This window comes from Rhizobium grahamii CCGE 502 (assembly GCF_000298315.2).
Lineage (GTDB): Bacteria > Pseudomonadota > Alphaproteobacteria > Rhizobiales > Rhizobiaceae > Rhizobium > Rhizobium grahamii.
Genome location: NZ_AEYE02000003.1, coordinates 52169 through 74475 on the forward strand (window position 1 = coordinate 52169; position 22307 = coordinate 74475).

Consider the following 22307-nt stretch of genomic DNA (forward strand, 5'->3'; position numbering starts at 1 on the left):
TTCTTTGCATTTGGCGCGACGGCGATTGAGACGGCTTGGTCGCTCCTCGTTCGACGTCGCGGGCTTTTTGTGGTGTGCCCGGTTGATTGGCTGCGTGCACATGGGTAGTGATCTGCGACGCTTCATCGTGGCGCTTGAGCTATCCGATGCATGTTTTCGTGAATTATCGACAAGACTGACGCCCTGTGAGGCAGGAAAAGATGACCGAACTCGAAACTCTGGAAAAGCAACTTCTGTCTGATGTGGCAGCCGCTGCCGACGAGCCGGCGATAGAAGCCGTGCGTGTCGGCGCGCTCGGCAAGAAGGGTTCGGTCTCCGAGCTCCTGAAGACGCTTGGTTCGATGACGCCGGAAGAGCGCCAGACGCGCGGCGCGGCGATCAACGCGTTGAAGAACGCCGTCACAGACGCGATCACGGAACGCAAGGCAGACCTGAAGAAGGCCGCGATCGATGCGCGCCTCAAGGCCGAGACGGTCGACGTCAGCCTGCCGGTCCGCTCTTCGCCCGCCGAGCGCGGCCGCATCCATCCGATCAGCCAGATCATCGACGAGATCACCGCGATCTTCGGCGACATGGGCTTCTCGATTGCCGAGGGTCCCGATGTCGAGACCGACTACTACAATTTCACGGCGCTGAACTTCCCGGAAGGCCACCCGGCCCGCGAGATGCACGACACCTTCTTCTTCAATCCGGATGAGAACGGTGAGCGCAAGGTGCTGCGCACGCACACCTCGCCGGTGCAGGTGCGTACCATGGAGGCGCAGAAGCCGCCGATCCGCATCATCATCCCGGGCAAGACCTATCGCCAGGACAGCGACGCGACGCACTCGCCGATGTTCCATCAGGTCGAAGGCCTCGTCGTCGACAAGAAGGCCAATGTCGCCAACATCCGCTGGGTGCTGGAAGAGTTCTGCAAGACCTTCTTCGAGGTCGACAGCGTCACCATGCGCTTCCGTCCGTCCTTCTTCCCGTTCACGGAACCGTCCTTCGAAGTCGACATCCAGTGCGACCGCTCCGGCCCGATCGTCAAGTTCGGCGAAGGCACCGACTGGATGGAAATCCTCGGCTGCGGCATGGTTCATCCGAACGTGCTGCGCGCCGGTGGTCTCGATCCCGACGAGTACCAGGGCTTTGCCTGGGGCATGGGCCTCGACCGCATCGCCATGCTGAAATACGGCATGCCCGACCTGCGCGACTTCTTCAACGCCGACGTCCGCTGGATGACCCATTACGGCTTCCGCCCGCTCGACATGCCGACGCTGTTCGGCGGTCTGAGCGCGTAAGGGAGGATAGAGATCATGAAGTTCACACTTTCTTGGCTGAAAGATCATCTGGAAACGGATGCGACCCTCGATGAAATCTGCAAGCGCCTGACCGAGATCGGGCTCGAGGTTGAGGATGTCGACGACAGGGCGGCGTTCAAGCCGTTCGTCATCGCCCGGGTTCTGTCGGCTGAAAAGCATCCGGAGGCCGATCGCCTGAAGGTGCTGTCGGTCGATGCCGGTCCTGATGTGAACGGCGGCAAGCCGCTGCAGATCGTCTGCGGTGCGCCGAATGCCCGCGCCGGTCTGGTCGGCGCGCTGGCGCGGCCGGGCGACTATGTGCCGGGTATCGACGTAACGCTCGGCGTCGGCAAGATCCGCGGCGTCGAAAGCCAAGGCATGATGTGCTCCGAAAAGGAGCTGAACATGTCCGACAGCCACGACGGCATCATCGACCTGCCGGCAGATGCGCCGGTCGGCACCTCCTTCGCCGCCTACGCCCATCTCGACGATCCCATGATCGAGATCAACCTGACGCCGAACCGTCCGGATTGCACCTCGATCTACGGCATCGCCCGTGATCTGGCGGCATCAGGCCTCGGCACGCTGAAGACCCGGCCCGCGCCGTCCTTCGCGATCGAAGGCGAGACGCCCGTCAAGGTAACGCTCGACCTCGATGACGACAGGCTTTGCCCGGGCTTTGCGCTCCGCCTCGTGCGCGGCGTCAAGAACGGCCCGAGCCCGAAATGGCTGCAGCAGCGCCTGCTGGCGATCGGCCTGCGCCCCATCAACGCCCTCGTCGACATCACCAACTACATGACCTTCGACCAGGGTCGCCCGATGCACGTCTTCGACGCCGCCAAGGTCAAGGGTAACCTGACCGTCCGCCGCGCCAGGGATGGCGAAACGGTACTGGCGCTCGATCAGCGCGAGTACAAGCTTGGCCCCAACAATGTCGTGATCGCGGATGCCGATGGCATCGAGTCGATCGGCGGCATCATGGGCGGCGAGCATTCCGGCTGCGATGAGAACACCACAGACGTCCTCATCGAGAGTGCTCTCTGGGATCCGATGAACATCGCAAAGTCGGGCCGCGGCCTCGGGATCATCACCGATGCCCGCTACCGCTTCGAGCGCGGCGTCGATCCCGAATACATGGTTCCGGGCATCGAGCGCACCACCGAACTGGTCCTCGGACTCTGCGGCGGCACTGCGGCCAAGGCCGACGTCGTCGGCTACAAGGGCTATGACCCCAAGATCGTCGATTTCCCCTTCTCCGAGGTCAAGCGCCTGACGGGCCTTGAGGTCTCGACGGAAGAGAGTGTCGCCATCCTGACCCGCCTCGGCTTCAAGGTTACCGGCTCCGGCGAACGCGTCTCGGTTGCCGTCCCATCCTGGCGTCCCGATGTCGATGGCAAGGCCGACCTCGTCGAGGAAGTCATGCGCATCCACGGCGTCGACAACATCAAGCCGGCGCCGCTGGAAAGCCATGCTGAAGTCAACGGCAAGATCCTGACGACGCTGCAGATTCGCACCCGCACCGCCAAGCGCGCGCTCGCCTCGCGTGGCATGCTGGAGGCCGTCACCTGGTCCTTCATCTCCGAGGATCAGGCAAAGCTCTTCGGTGGCGGCTCGCCGGCGCTGAAGCTTGCCAACCCGATCGCTGCCGACATGTCCGACATGCGCCCATCGCTGCTGCCGGGCCTGCTGAGCGCTGCCCAGCGCAATGCCGACAAGGGCTATGGCGACGTCGCGATCTTCGAAGTCTCCGGCACCTATGAGAACGATCGCCCCGAGGGCCAGCGCCGTGTTGCCGGCGGTGTGCGCCGTGGCACCGCCTCGCTTGCGGGCGCCGGTCGCATGTGGCTTAACGCTGCCAAGGGCGGCGGCAAGCCGGTCGACGTCTTCGACGCCAAGGCCGATGCGCTCGCCGTGATCGAGGCCTGCGGCCTGCCGATGGGCAACATCCAGATCGAGCAGGGCGGACCGGATTGGTATCACCCCGGCCGTTCCGGCACCATCAAGATGGGTCCAAAGGTCATTCTCGGCTATTTCGGCGAGTTCCATCCCTCGACGCTTGAGGCCCTCGACGTATCGGGTGCGCTTTCGGGCTTCGAAGTCTATATCGACGCCATGGCCGAGCCGAAGAAGAAGGCGACCCGCACCAAGCCGGCGCTGGAGCTTTCGCCCTTCCAGGCCGTTAAGCGCGATTTCGCTTTCGTCGTCGACAAGTCGGTGGAATCAGGCGCGATCATCAAGGCCGCGACGGGCGCCGACCGCAAGCTGGTTACATCAGTCAACGTCTTCGACATCTTCGAAGGTCCGTCGCTCGGCGAAGGTAAGAAGTCGGTGGCGATTGAAGTGCAGATCCAGCCGGTCGAGCGCACGCTGACCGACGAGGATTTCGAGGCGCTGACCGAGAAGATCGTTGCCAGCGTGACAAAGTTTACCGGCGGCGTCCTCAGAGCCTGAGGCGCATCCGATCTCAAGGCAAAAGCCGGCGATCGTCTCGCCGGCTTTTCTATGTGTGGAGATAGTAGAGCTTGTTGACGATCGTCCATCGACCGTCGATCTTCAGCATCGAGAGATAGTCGGTGAAGCGCATGCCGGCGAAATCGTCGCTCACCTTCACGCTCGCCGCATCGCCGACGATGTCCAGCATCTGGATGTCCATGTGCGGCTGTGTCGTGGGCGGTGCCGAGCCCTCGGCGACGATCGCGGCGATGAACTCTTCCCTGTTCAGCCATTCAACGGCATTTTCGTAGTGCCCGATGATGGCGCATTGCGGATGAAAAGCCTTCCGCAAAGCAGCTTCGTTGGCGAAGGTCATGCCCTCGACGTAGAGATGGACGACTGCTTCGATTGCCTGCTGGTCCGACATGTCTCACCTCGCCAGAAAGATGCCCAATAGCATAGTGCAGCGAATGGGTGCGGCAAGGTCGCCAGATGCAGCAGCACCTTAACCTTTTGGCTGGGTCGCAAGCTCCGCCGGCCAGCCGGGAATGCTCGCCGGCGATCTCCCCGGTTGTCGATCGCGCCGGGAAGGAACCTGTGCAGCTATTGTTGCTCCCGCGGGACCGACAATCAGGCCGCGGCCTTTTGGTTGGCGGCTGTCATCGCCAGCTGTGACAGGGTCTTGTCCGTCGCGGCCTCTTCCTTGAGCGTCGCGTCGAGCAGGGCGACGACGTCCTTCTTGCCGAGCGTCTGTGCCCAGGTCTTCAGGGTGCCGTAGCGGGCGATCTCGTAGTGTTCGACCGCCTGCGCTGCGGAGATGAGACCAGCATCGATTGCCGGCGAGCCCTTGAATTCGTCGATGATCTCTTCGCCCTCGGCAATAATGCCCTGGATCGCTTCGCAGGTCTTCCTCTGGGCGCGCTTCCCGACGATTTCAAAGACCTGCTGCAGGCGTTCCACATGGCCTTCCGTCTGCTCGCGATGCTTTTCGAAGCCGGCTTTCAGCTCTTGCGATTGGGCCGCCCGCGCCATTTTCGGCAGGGCGCGAAGAATCTGCCGTTCGGCAAAATAGATGTCCTTGAGCGTATCGTAGAATAGATCGTCGAGGGTCTTTTCCTTGGCCATTGTCTCTTCCCTTGCTGTGTGGAGTACCGCGAAGCGCGGACGGGAGAAGAAAGTTGAGACGACGCTAATTGTTCCGGCCGTTTTTCGGGTTGCGCCGATCGTCAGGGGCGGCAGACTGCGGCGGTCAAACAACAGGAGCTTTTCGTGAAGAAACCTGGATCCATGAAGGGCCTGGAAGATCTCGGGCGTGCGCGGCTTTCGAAGAATTTCTTCCTCCGCGATTTCCTGCACTCCGAGATCGCCGATTTCTACCGCATTCCGAACATCCCGGAGAATCCCGATCTGGCGATCGAGGCGGGAAAACGGCTTTGCGAGGAACTGCTGGAGCCGCTGCAGGCGACCTTCGGCCGGCTGCACATCCGCTCCGGCTATCGCTCGCCCGAGGTCAACCAGTTCGGCAACCGCAACAATCTCAACTGCTCGTCAAATGCCGCGACCGCCGCCGATCACATCTGGGATCTTCGCGATTTCGATGGCTGCATGGGAGCGACAGCCTGCGTCGTCGTTCCGTGGATGATCGACAACTACCACAACGAGGAGGATTGGCAGCGGCTTGCCTGGTGGATCCACGACCATCTGCCCTATGCCGCACTCTGCTTCTTCCCGAAACTCTGGGCCTTCAACATTCAATGGCATGAGCGACCCCGCCGGATCATCCAGAGCTATGTCCGGCCGCGCGGCATCCTCACAAAGCCGGGAATGGAAAACTGGGAGGGCAGCCACGCCGGGTTCTATGAAGGCTTCCCGCCGCTCAGAAGTTGACGACGTCGCCATAGATGGTCACGATCAAGCTCGCTGACTTCAGGGGCATTCATCGAGAATTCCTGATCAACTCGTTTGTCTGAGCATCTGCCGGATTGGTTGCTTCCGTCACCGATTCCTCCTTGGATGGTGGCAGTGCGACCTATCATATTGTCGGGACCGCTGTACCCCACTGCTGGAGAGGCGATAAAGCGGCCCCGTCAAGCATCATCTGCCGTTTTCAGGGCTCGCGGATTGCGGTGTCGAGTCCTCTTAAGATGGGATAGAGGAAGTAGGAGATGACGGTACGATGCCCCACCATGATCTCGGCTGAAACGGTCATACCGGGCAGCAGACGCACGGGCTCGTCCGAGCCTTTTAGCCTCGGGTCAGCGAGGGGTATGAGTGCCTTGAAATAAGGGGCCGCCGTCTGGGTTGCGGCCTCCTGCTGCGATGGGGTGAAGGCGTCGCGGCTCACCGTTCTGACCGTCCCGGATGCAGTGCCGAACTTTTGGAACGGATAGGCGTCAAACTTGATGCGCGCTTCCTTACCATTGGTAATGCGGCCGATGTCGCGGGTATTGACCGAAACCTCGGCTTCCAGCGGTACATTGAGCGGAACCAGCGTCACAATGGGCTCGGCTTCGCGCACCACGGAGCCAACAGAGCGTGCGGCAAGATCGAGCACGACTGCATCCGCAGGTGCCGTCAGTGCCACCATGTCACGCCGAAGCTCCATCTTCTTCAGTTCCTGAGCGGCGGTGTCGCGCTGGCTGCGCAGATCGACCAGTTGCTCCATGGCGGCGCGTCGAAAGTCTTCGATGAACGCTTGTCGATCCGCCTTTAGCTTGGCGAAGGTATGCTCGGCCTCATCGGCCCGGCCCTGGACGGCACTAAGACTGGTCTCGACATCAAGGCGAGCGTCGCGCGATCCAAGCAGTGTTATCAAGGATCCGCTTTCGCGATTGTAAAGCCGTTCGCGGGCACCCTCGATCTGTGACAACGTATCACGTCGATTGGCAAGGACCGCCTCCTGGTTTCGGCTCGAAGTGATCGTCGCGGCCTGGGCCGCAATCTGCTGATCGTAGTTCTGCAGCTGCGCCATGTAATAGGCACGGCGCTGCCCGAACAATTGCATCTGAAGCAGTTCGTCGCGGGATCCGCCGGCCGTCTGGGTGTAGTCCGCACCGGCAAGCTCGGCCTCCAGGCGTTTCACCTGGGCGTCGAGAGCCCCGAACTTTGCCCGTTGCTGATCGACGTCAGATTGGCTGAATGTCGCATCGAGCGTCGCGAGCACCTGACCCTTCTGCACGATCTCGCCAGCCGTGACATTGATCGTTCGGATGATTGACGTTTCGAGAGGCTGCACGACGATGGTCGGCTGCGTCGTGATCAGTTTGCCAGGTGCAACGACGACCTCATCGATCGACGAAACGGACGCCCAGACGATTGCCGCGGCAATCAGCGCGGTGATGCCGTATAGCGTCATGCGAGCGACTCTTGGCGGCGCGCGTTCCTCCAGCTCCACTGCATCGGATTGGAACTCTGCGATCGCGGCTGGCAGCGAGCGCCTGAGCGCCGGTTGAGTGACCGGGGCGGGTGCTGGAACAGGAAGGTTCTCTCTTGGTTTTTCAGCGCGCGCGTTCATGCTACCTGCCTCATCTGCTGGGACCACAGGTGACGGTATGTCATGCAGCGTGTGACCAGTTGATCATGCCTGCCGATATCGGCGATCTTGCCGCGTTCGACGACGAGAATGGCGTCCGCGTCGACAAGCGTGGAGAGGCGGTGTGAGACGATAACCACCGTTCGTCCGGCCGCGATCTGGCTGAGGTTTTGGCGAATGATCGTTTCGCTGTCTGGATCGAGCGCGCTGGTGGCCTCGTCCACGATCAGTAGTTTCGGATCGGTGATGAGTGCCCGGGCAATTGCCAGACGCTGCTTCTGACCGCCCGACAGGTTCGAGGCGTTTTCCTCAAGCATCGTGTCGAAACCACGCGGAAGTCGTTCGATGAACTCCTCGGCGCCCGCAATGCGCGCCACCTCCATGATTTCCTCGATACTTGCGTCGGGCTTTGCCGCCGCGATGTTTTCGCGAACGGTGCCGCGGAAAAGGAAGTTGTCCTGCAGCACGACACCGGTGCTCGTTCTGAGATGCACAAGGTCGATCTCGCGGCTGTCATAGCCGTCCATGCGCACAATGCCCTGCTGGTTCTGATAGAGACCTTGGATCAGTCGCGTGATCGTCGTCTTGCCGGAACCGCTCTTGCCAACGACGCCAAAGACGGAGCCGGCGGGAATGCTGAAGGAGACGTCGTCGAGTGCCGGCGGCCCATCCGGCCCGTAGCGGAACGTCACCTTGTCGAACTCGATGTTGCCTCGAAGGTGCGGGCGAATGCCGCGACCGCGGCCAGCCTGTTCCGGGCGCTGGTTCATGATCTCGCCGAGCATCCGGACCGAAAGCGCAACCTCCTGGTACTCGTGCACCATCGTCACGATCTGGACAAGCGGGCCAGACACGCGGCCGGCGAGCATGTTGAATGCGACCAATGCGCCGATGGTCATCGCGCCGCTGAAGACATCGAGGGCGCCGAGCCCGATGATCGCAACGCTCATCAGCTTTTCGAGGAGACCGGTCATCGATTGTGCGGCTGTGGAGATTTTCTCGACACGAAACCGCACCGAGATCGACTGCGCCGAATAGTCGTCCCAGGCGCGGCGCTGGCGTGGTTCAAGCGCCAGCGACTTGACCGTGCGCATGCCGTGGACGGTTTCTACGAGCAAAGCCTGGCGGTCGCCTTCGGCCTTGTAAAGCGCCTGGAGTCGACGCTGGAAGGGGCCGACAAGAAGCATGACGACAAGGCCGACAAGCGCGGCAAAGCCAATGACGACGAGGGTTAGCTTGACGCTGTAAAGAAGCAGGATCGGAATGAAGACGAGCAATGATACCCCGTCGAGAAGCGTCAAAAACAGGCGGCCGGTCAGAAACTCGCGGATCCTGCCTGTTTGCTGCATGTGCTTCACGAGGACGCCCGCCGAAGCCTGCTCGAACAAGGCGATCGGAAGATTGAGCAGATGCCCGAACGTGCGTGTCGCGATACGGATATCGATCCGGTTCGTGGCATAGAGCAACAGGTAGCGACGCAGGAAGCTGAAGGCAGCATCGAAGACAAGTGCGATGCCGACGCCAATGGTCAGGACCGTGAGCGTTGCGTAGCTTTGGTGGACCAGCACCTTGTCGATGACAAGCTGGAAGAAGATCGGCGTCATCAGGCCAAGGCCGTAGAGGACGATGGCGGCAAGGGCAACATCGCGGAAGAAGCTGCGCTGCTTGATGATCTCGGGAATGAACCAACGGAAGCCGAAGGGCTGGTCGGCATCATTGATACCGAAGTTTCGCTTCAGCATCACGACAGATCCCCGCCAGGATCTGGTGAACTGCTCCTCGTTAAGGAGAATGAAGTCAGGGCGCTCGGCGAGCGGGTCGAGAACCCTGATTTTTGCCTCTTCTTCACCCATTGCGGGGCCGGCAATGACGACCCAGTTGCCGTTGTCGAGTTCCGCCAGGACCGGGAAGGCCTCGCCCAACTGGACGAGCGACGTCCAGGAAAGGCTGATCTGCCGTGCGCGCAATCCGGCATCCTTCGCCATGCGCAGCAACTGCCGGATTTCGACCGGCCGCTCGTCGACTGCGTAGTCGTGCTGAAGGCGTTCGGGCGATAGATCGACACCGTGATGGCGTGCGACGAGAGCAAGGCAGTGTAGATTGGTGTGCAAAAACGTACTCATGGCCCACCCGGGTGTCTGCGTTGAAGAAGAGGCGTTGATCAGTTGAAGTTCGGCGAGGCGTTTGCCGATGCACCAGACGGCTGAATGATTTCAGCCTTGGGGGCCGATGGCATGTCGTTGATGCGGCGCACCGCACCCGCCTCGACCAATCCGCCAAGCGCCTTCTGCATCAGGTCAACGGCGTTCGCGAACGCGTCGACCGGCAAGATAATGCGTTGGCGGAAGACCGGCTTCGGGTTGTTGCTCGCATCGCGCTCGGTGGCCGACAGCGACATCAGATCGATGCGCACGATGGTGCCGGTAACGGTGATTTCGCCAATTCCATCTGCATAGAGTTCATTGCTCATTGTCGTCTCCTCGTTTCGATAAGTGATCATGGATGGTGATGTTGTGCGTGTTGCCAGGCCGGGAACGGGTCCGTGAGATACCGGCCGAGATCGGGGTCGAAGCTTGCTTCCTCTCCGATCAGGCAATCGTCGAGCGCGGCACTGAGTGCCTGCTTATCGAAGCCCGCTCCGATGAACACGAGTTCCTGGCGGCGATCGCCCCATACGGCGTCCCAATAGCGGTCGAGCAATTGGCGGAACTGCGGATAGCGTGGCCAATGCGCCTTTGACACGCTTGCCCACCAGAAGCCCTTGGTGTCCATGCGTCGCTGTGTACCGGCAATCGACAGGAGTCCGATCTCGTTCGGCCGCGTCGCCAACCAGAAGTGTCCCTTGGCGCGAATGAGGCCCGGCCACTGCTGCGCGAGAAAGCGGTCGAGCGCGGTGGGGTCGAAAGGACGGCGTGCGCGATAGACGAAGCTTGAGATTCCGTACTCTTCGGTTTCCGGAACGTGGTCGCCCCAGCCATAGAGCTCCTTGTGCCAGTACGGGTGACGGGCAGACTTGGCCTCGCTGAAAAGGCCGGTGTCCAGAATGGTGGAAAGTGGGAGATGGCCGAAGTCCGTTTCGATAACGCGAGCATCGGGATTGAGCGCTGCAACGATCTGGCGCACCATCGCACGGGTCTCGGAATTGACCTCGGAAAGCTTGTTGATCACCACGACATCGGCAAATTCGATTTGCTCTACGAGCAGGTCTACAAGCGTTCGCGCGTCATCAGTGTCGCGAGTTTCGCCGCGATCGCTCAGGAAATCGGCGCTCGAGTAATCCGCCAGAAGGTTTGCCGCATCGACGACCGAAACCATCGTATCGAGCCGCGCAACGTCGCAAAGTGCGTTGCCGTTTTCGTCACGGAAGGAGAATGTAGCGGCGATCGGCAGAGGTTCGGCGATGCCGGTGCCCTCGATCAGCAGATAGTCGAAGCGATCATTGGCAGCAAGCCGACGCACTTCGCTCAAAAGATCGTCACGCAGCGTGCAACAGATGCAGCCGTTGGTGAGTTCCACCAGGGTTTCATTGGTGCGCGACAGGTTGGCGCCGCCATCACGAACGAGCTCGGCATCAATATTGATCTCGCTCATGTCGTTGACGATGACGGCAACCCGGCGTCCTTCCCGGTTACGCAATACATGGTTGAGGATGGTTGTCTTTCCCGCGCCGAGGAAACCCGCCAAAACCGTTACTGGGAGGCGCTTGTCGCCACCTGTCATTGATACTCCCCCACTCGCTGTTACGCTGCGAGCTGCTGCCTGAATGCCACGTCCACATAGTAGTTGGTGCTGTTGAATGAGCTCGTCGGGAACAGCCCGCTGGAGCCATATGCATAGACGCCGTTACCACCGCTGAGCGCCGACGACATGGCCTGTAGGTTGCCGTTTGTCGTTGTGTCGCTGAAGTAGTTGCCGGTTGCCGAGTAATTGCCGTTCGTGCTGTAGGATACGACATATGTCGAACCGGCATCGATGGCGACCTGTTGCGAGAGATCGACAGATTGCCAACCACTTGCGCTTTCGTTGGTGAAGGTGGCGCTCGCCAGCAGGGTGCCGCTTGCCGTCCAGAGATAGCCTGTGTGTGGTCCGGTATTTTCTGCGCTCTTGTAGAAGCGAATACCGGTGATCCAGCCTGCTGCATCCGACTGGAATTTCATGCCGAGATTGACCGGGCTGTTGTCGTTGACCGAGACGATCGCCGGCGTCGTACCGGCGGCAAACACGTTTTGCTCGCTACCTTCGTTGGAAATGTTGAGGGATGCCTGTGCAGTGGACGTTGCACCCTTCGTATCGGCGATGGTGTAGGAGAAGCTTGCGGATCCGGTGTAGCCCGTTTCCGGCGTGAAGGTGATCATGTTCGACTGGCTGTCGAAGGACACCGTTCCGTGCAGCGCGTTGCCGACACCGGTGACCGAAATCGCGTCGCCATCGGGGTCGCTGTCGTTGGCGAGCAATGCCGAGGCGAGGATCGTCAATTGGGTGTTTGCGACACCTGATATCCCGGAGTCGTTGGCAGCGACGGGGGCGGCGTTTTGAGTCGCTGTTTGATAAAGAACGTCGACCCAATAGTTGGTTGAATTGTAGGTCGCGCCCGGGAAGATGCTGCCCGTGCCATAGGCATAAAGGCCGTTGCCCGTGGAAGAGGCGGTCAGAGTGCCGTTTGAGTGGCTGGTCGTGAAATAGTTTGGCGTGGCCGCATAGAAGCCGTTCGAATGATAGCTTGCCACATAGGTAACGCCTGCGGAAATGCTGACAGGTTGTGAGAAGGTTACCGTTTGCCAGCCGCTTGCTGTCTCATTCGTGAAGGTTGCCGACGCAAGCAAGACGCCGGTGCTGCTCCACAGTGAACCGACGTGCGTGCCGGTGTCTTGCGCGCTCTTGTAGTAGCGCAAGCCGGTAATCTCGCCCCTTTCGGAGGAGGTGAACTTGACGCCGAGCTCCACCGATCCCGGATCATTGTCCGCAGCAATGGTCGGCGTGTCGGTCAACGAAAACAGGCCGGTGCCCGTCGGCTGTACGCCAACTGTCAGGCTGACGGTTGCCGAGGCTGTTCCGCCGCGGCCATCTGCGATCGTGTACGAGAAATTTGCTGCGCCGACGTATCCGGCTGTCGGGGTAAACACGATCGTATTTGTGACGCTATCGAATGTGACGGTGCCGTTTGCCCCATTTGCAACCCCCGTGATCGACAACGGGTCGCCATCTGGGTCGTTGTCGTTTGCCAGGAGCGCTGCTGCCGCAATGGACAGTGCCGTGCTCGAGTAGGTGCTGAAGCCGTTATCGTTGGCTGCAACAGGCACCGAATTCACGGTCGATTGATTGAATACGACATCGACCCAATAATTGGACGCCTGATAGCTGGATGTTGGGAAGGTCGTGCCAGTGCCATAGGAATAGACGCCGTTCCCGCCGCTTGCGGTTGCAGAAACGCCGGTCAGCGCTCCGTTGGTATGCGCGGTGTTGAAGTAGCCGACGGTCGCCACGTAGGTCCCGGTCGTGTGATACGATGCGACGTAGGTTACCCCGGCCTGGATCTGGATCGGGTTGGAGAACTTTGCGGTTTGCCAACCGCTGAAAGATTCGTTGGTGAACGTTACAGTCGTCAGGAGCGTGCCGTCAGTGCTCCAGATCGAACCAGTGTGGGTACCCGTATCGCTGGCCGCCTTATAGAAACGAATTCCGGTGATCGAACCGCTGCTCGACGAGGTGAACTTCATGCCCAACTCGACGGCAGAATTGTCTGTAAAGGCCTGCCCCGTGGGGCCTTCGTTCGGCTGAAACAGCGAAACGCCGGCAGCAACTTCCTCCACGGAAAGGCTCACGCTTCCCTGGTCCGTGCCACCTCGTCCGTCGGAAAGGGTGTAGCTGAAGCTTGCCGGCCCGATGTAGTTGGCGTTCGGCGTAAAGATCACGTTGCCGGTCTGAGTGTCCAGCGCAACCGTTCCGTTGACTGCATTGCCAACGCCGATGATCGTCAGCGCATCACCATTGGCGTCGGTATCGTTGGCTGTCAGCGAGGCAAATGACACTGTCAAAACGCCATTGCGGGAGATGGTGAAGCCGCTGTCGTCGGTTGCCACGGGTGTGCTGTTCGGACCAGCGTCGAACACAACATCAACCCAGTAGTTTGATCCGCCAGGGTTGTTGCCCGGGAAGGTACTGGTGGCGCCATATGCATAAACACCACCACCATCAACTGCCTTCAGCACGCCATTGGTATAGGTCGAGCCAGGAGTGAAATAGTTCTCGGTGACTGAATAGAAGCCGTTGCTGTGATAGGAGGCAACGAAGGTCGTCCCCGCCGGGATATGAATTGGAGTGGAAAAGGTGACTGTTTGCCAGCCTGAAAGGGACTCGCCCGTCGATACGCCCGTGGCAAGCAGGTTCCCATTGGCGTCCCACAAACTGACTTTATGTTCACCAACGTTGTAGAAGCCTTTGTAGAAGCGAATCCCCTCGATATAGCCGCCGGTGGTGGCCTGAAAACGGACCCCGAGTTCGACGCCGTCGCGGTCGACCGCAGTCTCAAGCGTGGGCTTGGAGGCCAGTGTCCAAAGACCGGTCGTGTCCGGCAGTGTGACAGTGACCTGCTTTCCGGACGATGGCGTCTCCAGGTTGACGCTGTCGTCGACGGCACGCGACATGATCGTGTAGGTGCCGCTCGCCTGGACGACCCAGTTGTAGCTCCAGTTTTCACGGCCGGTTGCCTTGAACCAATGCTGGCCGCCGTCAGTAGACACCTCGATACCGGCAATGATGCCGCCGCCGAAGTCCTGAGCCGTTCCAGTGATCGTGACGTGCTGGCCTTCGACAAAACTCGCACCGATGATTGGCGACGTAATCGTTGATGTTGGCTTCAGGTGGTCGGTAGACTGCGTCGCGAGAATAAGGCTGGCATCCAGCGTCGTTGGCTGGATTCCCATGTCCGCGAACATGTTGACCATAGCCTGCTGGACGTTAGGGTCGGTTGGCGTCTCGGCGCCTTGGTGTTGATCGTTCAATCCCCAGGACCAGAAAACAGTGCCTGCGCCAAACACCAAAGCTCCGCTTGCGGCTCTGTACATCGTCAGGCTGTGGTCGACGACCGCATCGCCAACGCTTGTTCCATAATCCCGGAGGTAAGTGTTCACCGCCACCGTAGACAGAGACAGGTTGATCAGCCCGTCCGGCCGGACCCATTTTCGACGTCGGAATCCCATTCATAGCCAAGCAGGTTCTGGACGAGATTGTATGTTTCTCCGGGCTGGAGGTTGGCAACGTCGGTGTTTCGCCAGAAACGCAGGTTCGAATAGTCATAAGGTATGGAAATTGTATCGGCGCGATAGCTGTCGACCGTGAACATGGTTCCGGTCAGTGAGTTTTCCGGCTCCTGTCCGGGGTCGGCATAGCGTGGATCGCGCCAGGTGCCGGTGCCGGTATCGCTCGGATCCGTGCTGGTCCCCCAAGTCTCCTTGTAGCAAACCATGGTCCGGTAGGCTTGGCCGTTGCCGTCAATGCTGCTTTCCCATCGTACTTTCCAGTAGCATTCATTTCCGCTCCAGAACGCCAGGTTGACGCCACTATCGCGGGCTGCTTCGACGTTCGCGCGCTGTTCGCCTGACCAGTATTCGTCGTGGCCAACAGAGAGGTAGGCTTGATGGTTAAGGAGCAGATTGCCATTGCGAGACGCATCTACGCCGGAGATGTAGGAGACGTCATAGCCGTCCTGCTCAAGCCATTGGATTGCTGAGTGCTCGGCGCCAAAGATGTAGTCCCACGTTCCTCCCATCGGGCTTGAATTGGTGATGATCGGCCGGTTGTAGCTGATTGCCGATGCACGCCCAATCGCAGTCAGGCCGCAACTGCAGTTGGGAGGCATGTAGCCGATCATGTCTGCTGGGTCGACCGGTACATTGCCTTCGTAGAGGCTCGCCCCACCCCATGCATTGTAGGCCTGCCAGGTCGTGTCGGAGGTCTGGAAGACGATGTCGCTGTGCGAAGCATCGTCGCGCACGACAAACGGGATGATGCTTGCGTCTTCCGTCCCGTCTTCACGGACCAACTTGGCAATATAAACGCCCGATACCGCGTCATCCGGAATCTGCCAGCTCGCTGAAACCGACCAGTTGCCACAGTCGATAAGGCCAAGCGACATGTCGACGATGGGATGTGGCTGGATCTGAGCCGTCGTCAATGACTTGTCGATGGACGCAACCTTGCGCGCGCCGTCGCCGCCATAGTAGCCGAGCCGATAAATGTCGATGCGGTAATGGGTCGAGTCCGTTGCGATCTTGAAGTCTACGGTGCCGCCGACATTGGTGCTGATTTCCGTCGCAAAGCCCTGAATGGTGCCGTCGCCGTCGCCGTCGAGGCCCCACTCACTGATCGGGTCGCCTTTCAGCGCGTTTTCGCGGGCGATCTTGTTCAGCGTTGGAGTGGCCGCTACTGCCTCTGTAACTGTCGTGTCTGTTGTTAACGGGGCCGTTGCGGCCAAGGTTGCCGGGGCCGAGGTGGTCAGGGTTGCCGGTGCTGATGCGGATGAACTGTCTTGCTCAACCGTCCCGATACTTGAGACCGAGAACCCCAGGACCGGGACACTCGACGTATCGCTCCCGCCAGAGACCGGCAGCACGACCTCGGGCGCAGCTGACAGAGCCGGCTCCAGCGTCGTCGTGGCAATAAGCGTGGAAGGATCTGGAGGCAGGACGGTGCGTGGTTTGGTCGTCGTCTGCGGATCAGGGGTTGATGAGCTTGCACTGGGCGTTGTGGCGGTGGTTAGGGCGAAGCTCGCTCCGTTTGTCGCATCGCCTGTGGGGGCGGCACTTGAAGCTGGTGACATTTGCGGTGCTGCAGGGTCACTCGTCAGAGGAGATGCTGCGGTCTGTGCTCCCGTAAGCGAGCTTACAGAGCCGACGGCGCTCAAGTCGGTAATCGGCGAGGTGCCGGTTGATGAACCTACTGTTGCGTTTGCAAGAAGAGCACTGCCAGTGACCGCTGCGCTGTAAACGCTCGACGTTCCGCCGTATGCGCTCAGGTAGTCGCGGTTCTTGATGTTGATCCTCAGCATGACGAACGCCCTCACTCGCACTGCGACACATGTCCAGGGAAGTATCCTGTCATGTTTGCGGAAAGAGAGAACGACAGTAATCAGCGGTATGATGTATCGCGGCGCATACCACAATAGGGTTACATCTTATCTATGGAGCTGTTTTATTCAATTTTACACCGCTTATCTGAAAGTAATACTTAAGAAGCTGGCCAAGTTGAAGGCTCGTGCGAGTTCACGGGTCGGTAAGTCTCTCGCGGTATGGCCGTCTGTCGGATGAGCAGAAAACCGCGATCGAACGTGTCGCCGGACCGGAGCGCATCGCCATGATCGGCTATGCCGGCGCTGGCAAGACGACGATCAGCGATCAATCGTCGCGCCGATAATCCTGCCTGATATCCAGGTGCCTTCGTGTGTCAGGCTGAGCGTGAAGCCCATCACCTTGCCGTCGAGCTCGGCGACGCACATGAGGATCGCCGACGACGGATCGAAGACCCGGCGCCATGTAGCATCGGTAATGTCAGCGTCGACGGTCAGGCGCCCGCCTTGTCGAGCAGCGCCATTGCGTCGTCGGAGAGCGAAAGTGTCGCCGACTTGGTCAGGCTGTCAAGCTGCGACAGGCTGGTGGCACTGGCGATCGGCGCCGTCATGCCTTTCTTTCTCAGCAGCCAGGCAAGCGCGATCTCCGCCGGCTTGGCGCCGGCTTCCGCCGCGACCTTGTCGAGCGCTGCAAGGATACGCATTCCCTTGTCATCGAGATACTGCGCCACCCGGCCTTCGCGAGCCCGGCCTTCCGTATCGGCTTTCGTACGGTATTTTCCGGAGAGAAAGCCGGCGGCAAGGCTGAAGTAGGTGATGACGCCGATGTCTTCTTTGACGCAGAGATCGGCCAGCGGTCCCTCGAAGCTAGCGCGTTCGTAGAGATTGTATTCCGGCTGGATCACGTCGTAGCGCGGCACGCCGGCTTTCTCGGCGGCATCGAAGGACGCCTGAAGCTGCGTGGCGTCGAGATTGGAGCAACCGATCGCACGGATTTTGCCCTGCTGTTTCAGCTTGGCGAAGGCGCCGAGCGTCTCTTCATAGGGCGTGTTCTCGTCAGGCCAGTGAGAGAGGTAGAGATCGATATAGTCGGTCTGCAGCCGGCGCAGCGAATCCTCGACCGCCTTCAAGATGTAGGTTTCCTTCAGCGTCTTGCCCTGGCCCATGTCGGAGCCGACCTTGGTGATGATCACAGCCTTGTCGCGGGAGACCTTGCCGCGCTTCAGCCACTTGCCGATGATCTCCTCGGAATCGCCGCCCTTGTTGCCCGGCACCCAGGCCGAATAGACGTCGGCCGTGTCGATCGTGTTGAACCCGGCGTCGAAGAAGGCATCGAGAATGTCGAAGGATGTCTTCTCGTCGGCGGTCCAGCCGAAGACGTTGCCGCCGAAGACGATCGGGGCGATCGAAAGGCCAGTTTTTCCAAGACGGCGCATATCCATGGCGCGCTCCTAAAGTGCTGAATTGATTGAAATCGATGTCGCGACAGAACGCCGCCGGGATGTAACCTAGCGCGGCCATCGTGCGATGGAAACCTGCTCCTTGAATTGTGATCACGCCATTGCGCCGCCGCCGTCGCCTTACTAAGGTGCGCAAAAATCGAACCAGGAGAGGAGTGAGGCTATGCTGCGTTTTGGTATTCTTTCGACCGCGAAGATCGGGCGTGAACTCGTTGTCCCCGCCATTCAGGACGCCGAGAACTGCATCGTGACGGCGGTTGCCAGCCGCGATCTCGGCCGAGCCCGGGAGATGGCAGATCGCTTTTCGGTCCCGCACGCCTTCGGTTCCTACGAGGAGATGCTGGCCTCCGACAAGATCGACGCCGTTTACATCCCGCTGCCCACCTCGCAGCACGTCGAGTGGACGATCAAGGCGGCAGATGCCGGCAAGCACGTGCTCTGCGAAAAGCCGATTGCGCTGAAGGCCGATGAGATCGACAGCCTGATTGCCGCGCGCGACCGCAACAAGGTTCTCGTCACCGAGGCCTACATGGTCACCTACACGCCGGTCTGGCGGAAGGTTCGCTCGCTGATCGCGGATGGCGCGATCGGCACGCTCTTGCATGTCCAGGGCGCCTTCACCTATTTCAACCGCGATCCCGGCAACATGCGCAACATTCCCGAACTCGGCGGCGGCGCGCTGCCGGATATCGGCGTCTACCCGACGATCGCAACGCGCTTCACGACCGGCAAGGAGCCGCTCCGCGTCCAGGCCGTTACTCGTCGCGACCCGGAGTTCGGCACCGACATCTATTCGAGCGTCAAGGCCGACTTCGGCGACTTCGAGCTGACCTTCTACGTCGCCACGCAGATGGCGAACCGCCAGGTTATGGTCTTCCACGGCACGGATGGCTTTATCGAGGTGAAGTCGCCCTTCAACGCCGACCGCTGGGGTGCCGAGGAAATCGAGCTGACCAACCGCAGCCACAACGAATCGACGATCTTCCGCTTCCCGGACAGCCGTCAGTACAAGCGCGAAGCTGAAGCCTTTGCGCGGGCTGCCAAGGGTGAGAATGAGGAAATCGTGACGCTGGAGAGCTCGAAGCTCAGCCAGAAGTTCATCGACTCGATCTATCGTGCCAGCGCGAAGGACGGCTGGGAGCCGGTCTGATCAGTCGCGGCGGAAGACGAAGCGGGAATAGCCGATAAAGCTGAACACCATGGAGGCGGCGGTGGAGAGCACCATCGCCGCGAGCGGCTGCAGGTCGGGCAGCCGCAGCAATAGCGCTGAATAGAGTCCATAGTTGACCAGTGCCGCGGTTACGCCGACGGAGCCGTAGCGAAGTCCCTCGACGGCGAGCGAATGTCCCGAGCGATCGAACGTGAACGTCCTGTTGAAGAGCCATGTCGTCGCCATTGCGAGTGCAATCGCAATCAAGCGCGCCAGGAACGGGCCGAGCGGCGTGACATGCAACAAAAACGCCAACACGCCGGCATCCACCAGAAAGCCAAGGGCGCCTGCAATCGCGAAGCGCAGCAGCTTCTTCATCGGCTGCCGATCCTACTCGGCAATTGTCGGGGAGTGTCGAGATCATCCACCAGCAACGGCGTCTGCTCGCGTGGGCGAGGGGATGCAAGGCTCATATAGTGGATGCGAAGCTGTTCGGCGCGGGCGCGCGAAACGGAGTCCAGGATCACGCCGGCGGTAAACATCATGAATGATACCATCATCAGTGCCATGGACAGAACCCATGTCGGCATTCGGCTGACAAGACCCGTTTCAAAATACTCGACGAGAACTGGCGCCATGAATCCCAGACTGGCCAGCATAAAGGCGGCGCTGACGATGCCAAAGAACGCGAAGGGGCGGGTTTCCTTCATCAGCATCGCGAACATCCAGAGGATCTTTGCGCCGTCCTTGAATGTGGAAAGCTTGGAATGAGAGCCCTCCGGCCGGCGGCCGTAGTCCAGCTCAAGCTCGCTGATCGGCAGCTTCAGACGCGATGCATGCACTGACATTTCCGTCTCGATCTCGAAGCCTCCCGAGACGGCAGGGAAGCTCTTGACGAAGCGTCGCGAGAAGACGCGGTAGCCCGAGAAGATATCGGTGAAGTCGGTTCCAAACATCGTTCGGTAGAGCACGTTGAAAATCTTGTTGCCGATGGCGTGACCCTGCCTGCCGGCATCCGCCTGCACGCCGCGCCGCGTGCCGACGACCATGTCGGCGCGCTCCGTCAGCAGCGTGCGGATCAGTTCCTCGGCGTCGTCGGGGGAGTACGTCCCGTCGCCATCCGCCATGATGTAGATGTCGGCGTCGATGTCGGCGAACATGCGCCTGACAACGTGGCCCTTGCCTTGCCGCCGTTCACGCACGACGCTTGCGCCGGCTAGCATCGCGTGGAGGGCTGTGCCATCCGTCGAGTTGTTGTCGTAGACATGCACCACGGCGCCCGGCAGCGCAGATCTGAACCCCCGGACAACGGCGCCAATGGTCGACGCCTCGTTGTAGCACGGTAAGAGCACCGCAATATTCAGATTGTCGATCCGCGATCCAGTCATGATCAAACCCGTGGCGAAGAAATCCGCTCAAGAATAGATGGTGGCCGTTAACAACTAGCTATGAATCCCGCGAAAACCGCAGGCCAGTGGGACCTTTACGGTTTCTTGACAGGAGCACGTTACGGTCTTGCCACTCAAACGGTGAGATCCGCTTCATGACGAATGTTGCCCAGATGGTCGATGCGCCGACATCGGCATCGTTGATCGCCAAGCTGCGCGCCATGATGACCAGGCTGTGGCCGTCGGCGCTCCTTTACAGCGCCCTCCTCGTTGCCGCGATCCTGGCCTTGAAGCTGCCTGGCGCCACGGATTATGTCGGCGCGGATAACGACGATGGGATGCGGCTTGTCGAGGTGCGCGATTTCCTGAACGGCCAGGGCTGGTTCGACCTGATGCAATACCGGATGGGTCTCGGCGAGGGCACGTTGATGCACTGGTCCCGCCTAATTGACCTTCCGATCGCCACGCTGATCAGATTTTTCGAGTTCTTTCTCCCGCAGGAGCGGGCAGAGGCGCTTGCGCTTGCCATTTGGCCGCTTTCACTAACCGTCCCCAGCCTCTGGGCCATGGGGCTTGCCGGCCGCCGCATCGGCGGCGTGTTCGGAATGCACATCGCCTTAGGGCTGACTGCAATGCTGTTGGTCGCAAGCAACCGTTTCCTGCCTGGCGCAATCGACCACCACAACGTCCAGTTCGCGCTGGTCGCCATCATGACGGCGATGCTGCTCGATGAAGACCATCGGCCGCTGAGCTACGCCGTCGCAGGACTGGCGGCAGCAACCGCGATTGCCATCGGCGCCGAAACAACGCCTTTCGTGGCGGCAGCGTGCGTGGTTGTTGCCATCTCGTGGGCGTGGGAAGGCGAGCCGTTCGCAGGCGCTGCCAAGGCTTTCGGATTGGCCTTGGCTCTTTCGATCAGTCTGCTTTTCTTCGGCACCGTTCCACCGCGGCTCTATTCGGCAGTCAGCTGCGATAACCTGTCGCTCGGCTACTACAGTCTCGCGGCGATTGGCGGCGGGCTGTTGCTGTGTGCCGCCACCCTCGCCAGCAGAACAAGCCGGCTGCTGCGGTTTGTCGTTCTGGGCGGAATCGGAGCAGCCGTCCTCGCCTCTGCGATCACGATCGCTCCGCAATGCCTCCGCAACCCGCTGGCTGACCTCGATCCACTCCTCGTCACGCTATGGTTGGACGGGGTGCAGGAAGCTCAGTCGATTCTTGCGCTGGACCAGCGGGATCCGTTCACGCTGGGCTTTTTCTACGCAACCGGGGTTTTCGCTATAGCCGTCTGCATCCTTCGCCTTGTTTTCAGGGACCGGGTGCGAATTCACCTGATCCTCCTTTTCCTTCTTTCCGTCAGCTGGGCAATCGCGGCCTTTCAGGTGCGCGGCACGATGTTTTCCAATCTTCTCGCCGTCCTGCCGCTGACGTTGCTTATCATCGACCTGCGACGGCTATCGGCCAGCGACAGCGAGGATGTCGCCGCTGCCTTCTGCTACCTTTCCACTGTTCTTATGAGTGTGGCGGCAGTCTGGGGGCTCACTGGAGGGCTGATCGGTATGCAGGTGAATAGCGAGAGCGTCCTGCAAGCGGCGCCCACAAAAACCTCTTGTGCGTCGAAGTCGGCTCTGGCGCCGTTGGCCGATGTTCCGCCGGGCCTTGTGGCGGCGCCGTCCGACGTGGGCGTCTCGATTCTCCGCTTTACCGGGAACCGGATTCTGGCCGCGCCGTACCATCGAAACCAAGGTGGCATGCTGACGGAAATGCATATCGGCCTGGCAGAACCGCACGAAGCCGAGGCCTTCCTGAAGGGTGCAGGGGTCACGGTTCTGGCTTTTTGCGCCGACTATCCGCAGACCACGGAGCTCGCCAAAATGAAGCCGGATGGTCTTTACGCGCAGCTGACGAAGGGAATCGTCCCGGCTTACCTGAGGCCGATGCCAGCGCCCGAAGGCGCACCCATTCGGTTCTTTCGTTACGTGCCCACTGGGCCGTAGAAT

Annotated in this window: 14 protein-coding genes and 2 pseudogenes; 5 read left to right on the forward strand and 11 right to left on the reverse strand. The window is 60.4% G+C overall.

Annotated elements, in window-relative coordinates:
- The first annotated feature begins 200 nt into the window (after nt 1–200).
- Nucleotides 201–1283 (forward strand): phenylalanine--tRNA ligase subunit alpha, encoded by a 1083-nt coding sequence (gene pheS, locus RGCCGE502_RS01400; protein ID WP_016552375.1) that lies wholly within the window; start codon nt 201–203, stop codon nt 1281–1283.
- A gap of 15 nt (nt 1284–1298) precedes the next feature.
- Nucleotides 1299–3734 carry a phenylalanine--tRNA ligase subunit beta gene (gene pheT, locus RGCCGE502_RS01405; protein WP_016552376.1) on the forward strand — a complete coding sequence of 812 codons (2436 nt, stop codon included), beginning with the start codon at nt 1299–1301 and terminating at the stop codon, nt 3732–3734.
- Nucleotides 3735–3783: 49 nt separating this feature from the next.
- Here pheT and RGCCGE502_RS01410 read toward each other — a convergent pair whose 3' ends face one another.
- Both RGCCGE502_RS01410 and RGCCGE502_RS01415 read right to left on the reverse strand, forming a co-directional pair.
- Nucleotides 3784–4143, reverse strand: coding sequence for a nuclear transport factor 2 family protein (locus RGCCGE502_RS01410; protein WP_016552377.1), 360 nt, complete (start codon nt 4141–4143; stop codon nt 3784–3786).
- 203 nt (nt 4144–4346) lie between these two features.
- On the reverse strand, nt 4347–4841 hold the full coding sequence (locus RGCCGE502_RS01415; RefSeq protein WP_016552378.1) for a YciE/YciF ferroxidase family protein: 495 nt from the start codon (nt 4839–4841) through the stop codon (nt 4347–4349).
- Between the two features lie 144 nt (nt 4842–4985).
- Here RGCCGE502_RS01415 and RGCCGE502_RS01420 point away from each other — a divergent pair, with 144 nt between their 5' ends.
- The gene (locus tag RGCCGE502_RS01420; protein ID WP_016552379.1) at nt 4986–5603 is read left to right on the forward strand and encodes a hypothetical protein; all 618 of its coding nucleotides are present in this window, start codon (nt 4986–4988) and stop codon (nt 5601–5603) included.
- A 220-nt stretch (nt 5604–5823) separates the two neighbouring features.
- Here RGCCGE502_RS01420 and RGCCGE502_RS01425 read toward each other — a convergent pair whose 3' ends face one another.
- The 7 genes and pseudogenes from RGCCGE502_RS01425 to RGCCGE502_RS01450 form a co-directional block, all read right to left on the reverse strand.
- Nucleotides 5824–7230, reverse strand: coding sequence for an HlyD family type I secretion periplasmic adaptor subunit (locus RGCCGE502_RS01425; protein WP_016552380.1), 1407 nt, complete (start codon nt 7228–7230; stop codon nt 5824–5826).
- The gene (locus RGCCGE502_RS01430) at nt 7227–9371 is read right to left on the reverse strand and encodes a peptidase domain-containing ABC transporter (RefSeq protein ID WP_016552381.1); all 2145 of its coding nucleotides are present in this window, start codon (nt 9369–9371) and stop codon (nt 7227–7229) included. The genes RGCCGE502_RS01425 and RGCCGE502_RS01430 overlap by 4 nt, the downstream gene beginning before the upstream one ends.
- Nucleotides 9372–9409: 38 nt before the next feature.
- Nucleotides 9410–9718 (reverse strand): hypothetical protein, encoded by a 309-nt coding sequence (locus tag RGCCGE502_RS01435; protein ID WP_016552382.1) that lies wholly within the window; start codon nt 9716–9718, stop codon nt 9410–9412.
- A 26-nt stretch (nt 9719–9744) separates the two neighbouring features.
- The gene (locus RGCCGE502_RS01440; protein WP_016552383.1) at nt 9745–10968 is read right to left on the reverse strand and encodes a GTP-binding protein; all 1224 of its coding nucleotides are present in this window, start codon (nt 10966–10968) and stop codon (nt 9745–9747) included.
- A gap of 20 nt (nt 10969–10988) precedes the next feature.
- Nucleotides 10989–16294 (reverse strand): annotated as a pseudogene (locus tag RGCCGE502_RS01445) (DUF4082 domain-containing protein).
- 366 nt (nt 16295–16660) lie between these two features.
- Nucleotides 16661–16810, reverse strand: a pseudogene (locus RGCCGE502_RS35145) (GNAT family N-acetyltransferase); the annotation flags it as partial.
- Entirely contained in the window at nt 16807–17754 is a 948-nt protein-coding gene (locus tag RGCCGE502_RS01450; protein ID WP_016552385.1) for an aldo/keto reductase, read from the reverse strand. The pseudogene RGCCGE502_RS35145 and the gene RGCCGE502_RS01450, both read right to left, overlap by 4 nt.
- A 181-nt stretch (nt 17755–17935) precedes the next feature.
- Here RGCCGE502_RS01450 and RGCCGE502_RS01455 point away from each other — a divergent pair, with 181 nt between their 5' ends.
- The gene (locus tag RGCCGE502_RS01455; protein ID WP_016552386.1) at nt 17936–18922 is read left to right on the forward strand and encodes a Gfo/Idh/MocA family protein; all 987 of its coding nucleotides are present in this window, start codon (nt 17936–17938) and stop codon (nt 18920–18922) included.
- On the opposite strand, the gene RGCCGE502_RS01460 is transcribed toward RGCCGE502_RS01455, so the two are convergent.
- Together RGCCGE502_RS01460 and RGCCGE502_RS01465 are read right to left on the reverse strand one after the other, a co-directional pair.
- Complete coding sequence (locus tag RGCCGE502_RS01460) at nt 18923–19300, reverse strand: GtrA family protein (protein WP_016552387.1); 378 nt, start codon at nt 19298–19300, stop codon at nt 18923–18925.
- A complete protein-coding gene (locus RGCCGE502_RS01465) occupies nt 19297–20310 on the reverse strand; it encodes a glycosyltransferase (protein ID WP_019279605.1) in 1014 nt (337 codons plus the stop codon). The genes RGCCGE502_RS01460 and RGCCGE502_RS01465 overlap by 4 nt, the downstream gene beginning before the upstream one ends.
- A 155-nt stretch (nt 20311–20465) precedes the next feature.
- Between RGCCGE502_RS01465 and RGCCGE502_RS01470 the strand changes: the two genes are divergently transcribed.
- Nucleotides 20466–22304, forward strand: a complete 1839-nt coding sequence (locus tag RGCCGE502_RS01470; RefSeq protein ID WP_016552389.1) for a hypothetical protein — start codon at nt 20466–20468, stop codon at nt 22302–22304.
- Nucleotides 22305–22307 lie beyond the last annotated feature (3 nt).

Excerpts from the sequence above, each read along its gene's own strand:
- RGCCGE502_RS01455 (WP_016552386.1), top strand. The coding sequence starts at position 17,936 with ATGCTGCGTTTTGGTATTCTTTCGACCGCGAAGATCGGGCGTGAACTC.
- RGCCGE502_RS01435 (WP_016552382.1), bottom strand. The coding sequence starts at position 9,718 with ATGAGCAATGAACTCTATGCAGATGGAATTGGCGAAATCACCGTTACC.
- RGCCGE502_RS01430 (WP_016552381.1), bottom strand. The coding sequence starts at position 9,371 with ATGAGTACGTTTTTGCACACCAATCTACACTGCCTTGCTCTCGTCGCA.
- RGCCGE502_RS01440 (WP_016552383.1), bottom strand. The coding sequence starts at position 10,968 with ATGACAGGTGGCGACAAGCGCCTCCCAGTAACGGTTTTGGCGGGTTTC.
- RGCCGE502_RS01450 (WP_016552385.1), bottom strand. The coding sequence starts at position 17,754 with ATGGATATGCGCCGTCTTGGAAAAACTGGCCTTTCGATCGCCCCGATC.
- RGCCGE502_RS01470 (WP_016552389.1), top strand. The coding sequence starts at position 20,466 with ATGACGAATGTTGCCCAGATGGTCGATGCGCCGACATCGGCATCGTTG.
- pheS (WP_016552375.1), top strand. The coding sequence starts at position 201 with ATGACCGAACTCGAAACTCTGGAAAAGCAACTTCTGTCTGATGTGGCA.
- RGCCGE502_RS01460 (WP_016552387.1), bottom strand. The coding sequence starts at position 19,300 with ATGAAGAAGCTGCTGCGCTTCGCGATTGCAGGCGCCCTTGGCTTTCTG.
- RGCCGE502_RS01465 (WP_019279605.1), bottom strand. The coding sequence starts at position 20,310 with ATGACTGGATCGCGGATCGACAATCTGAATATTGCGGTGCTCTTACCG.
- RGCCGE502_RS01425 (WP_016552380.1), bottom strand. The coding sequence starts at position 7,230 with ATGAACGCGCGCGCTGAAAAACCAAGAGAGAACCTTCCTGTTCCAGCA.
- RGCCGE502_RS01415 (WP_016552378.1), bottom strand. The coding sequence starts at position 4,841 with ATGGCCAAGGAAAAGACCCTCGACGATCTATTCTACGATACGCTCAAG.
- pheT (WP_016552376.1), top strand. The coding sequence starts at position 1,299 with ATGAAGTTCACACTTTCTTGGCTGAAAGATCATCTGGAAACGGATGCG.
- RGCCGE502_RS01410 (WP_016552377.1), bottom strand. The coding sequence starts at position 4,143 with ATGTCGGACCAGCAGGCAATCGAAGCAGTCGTCCATCTCTACGTCGAG.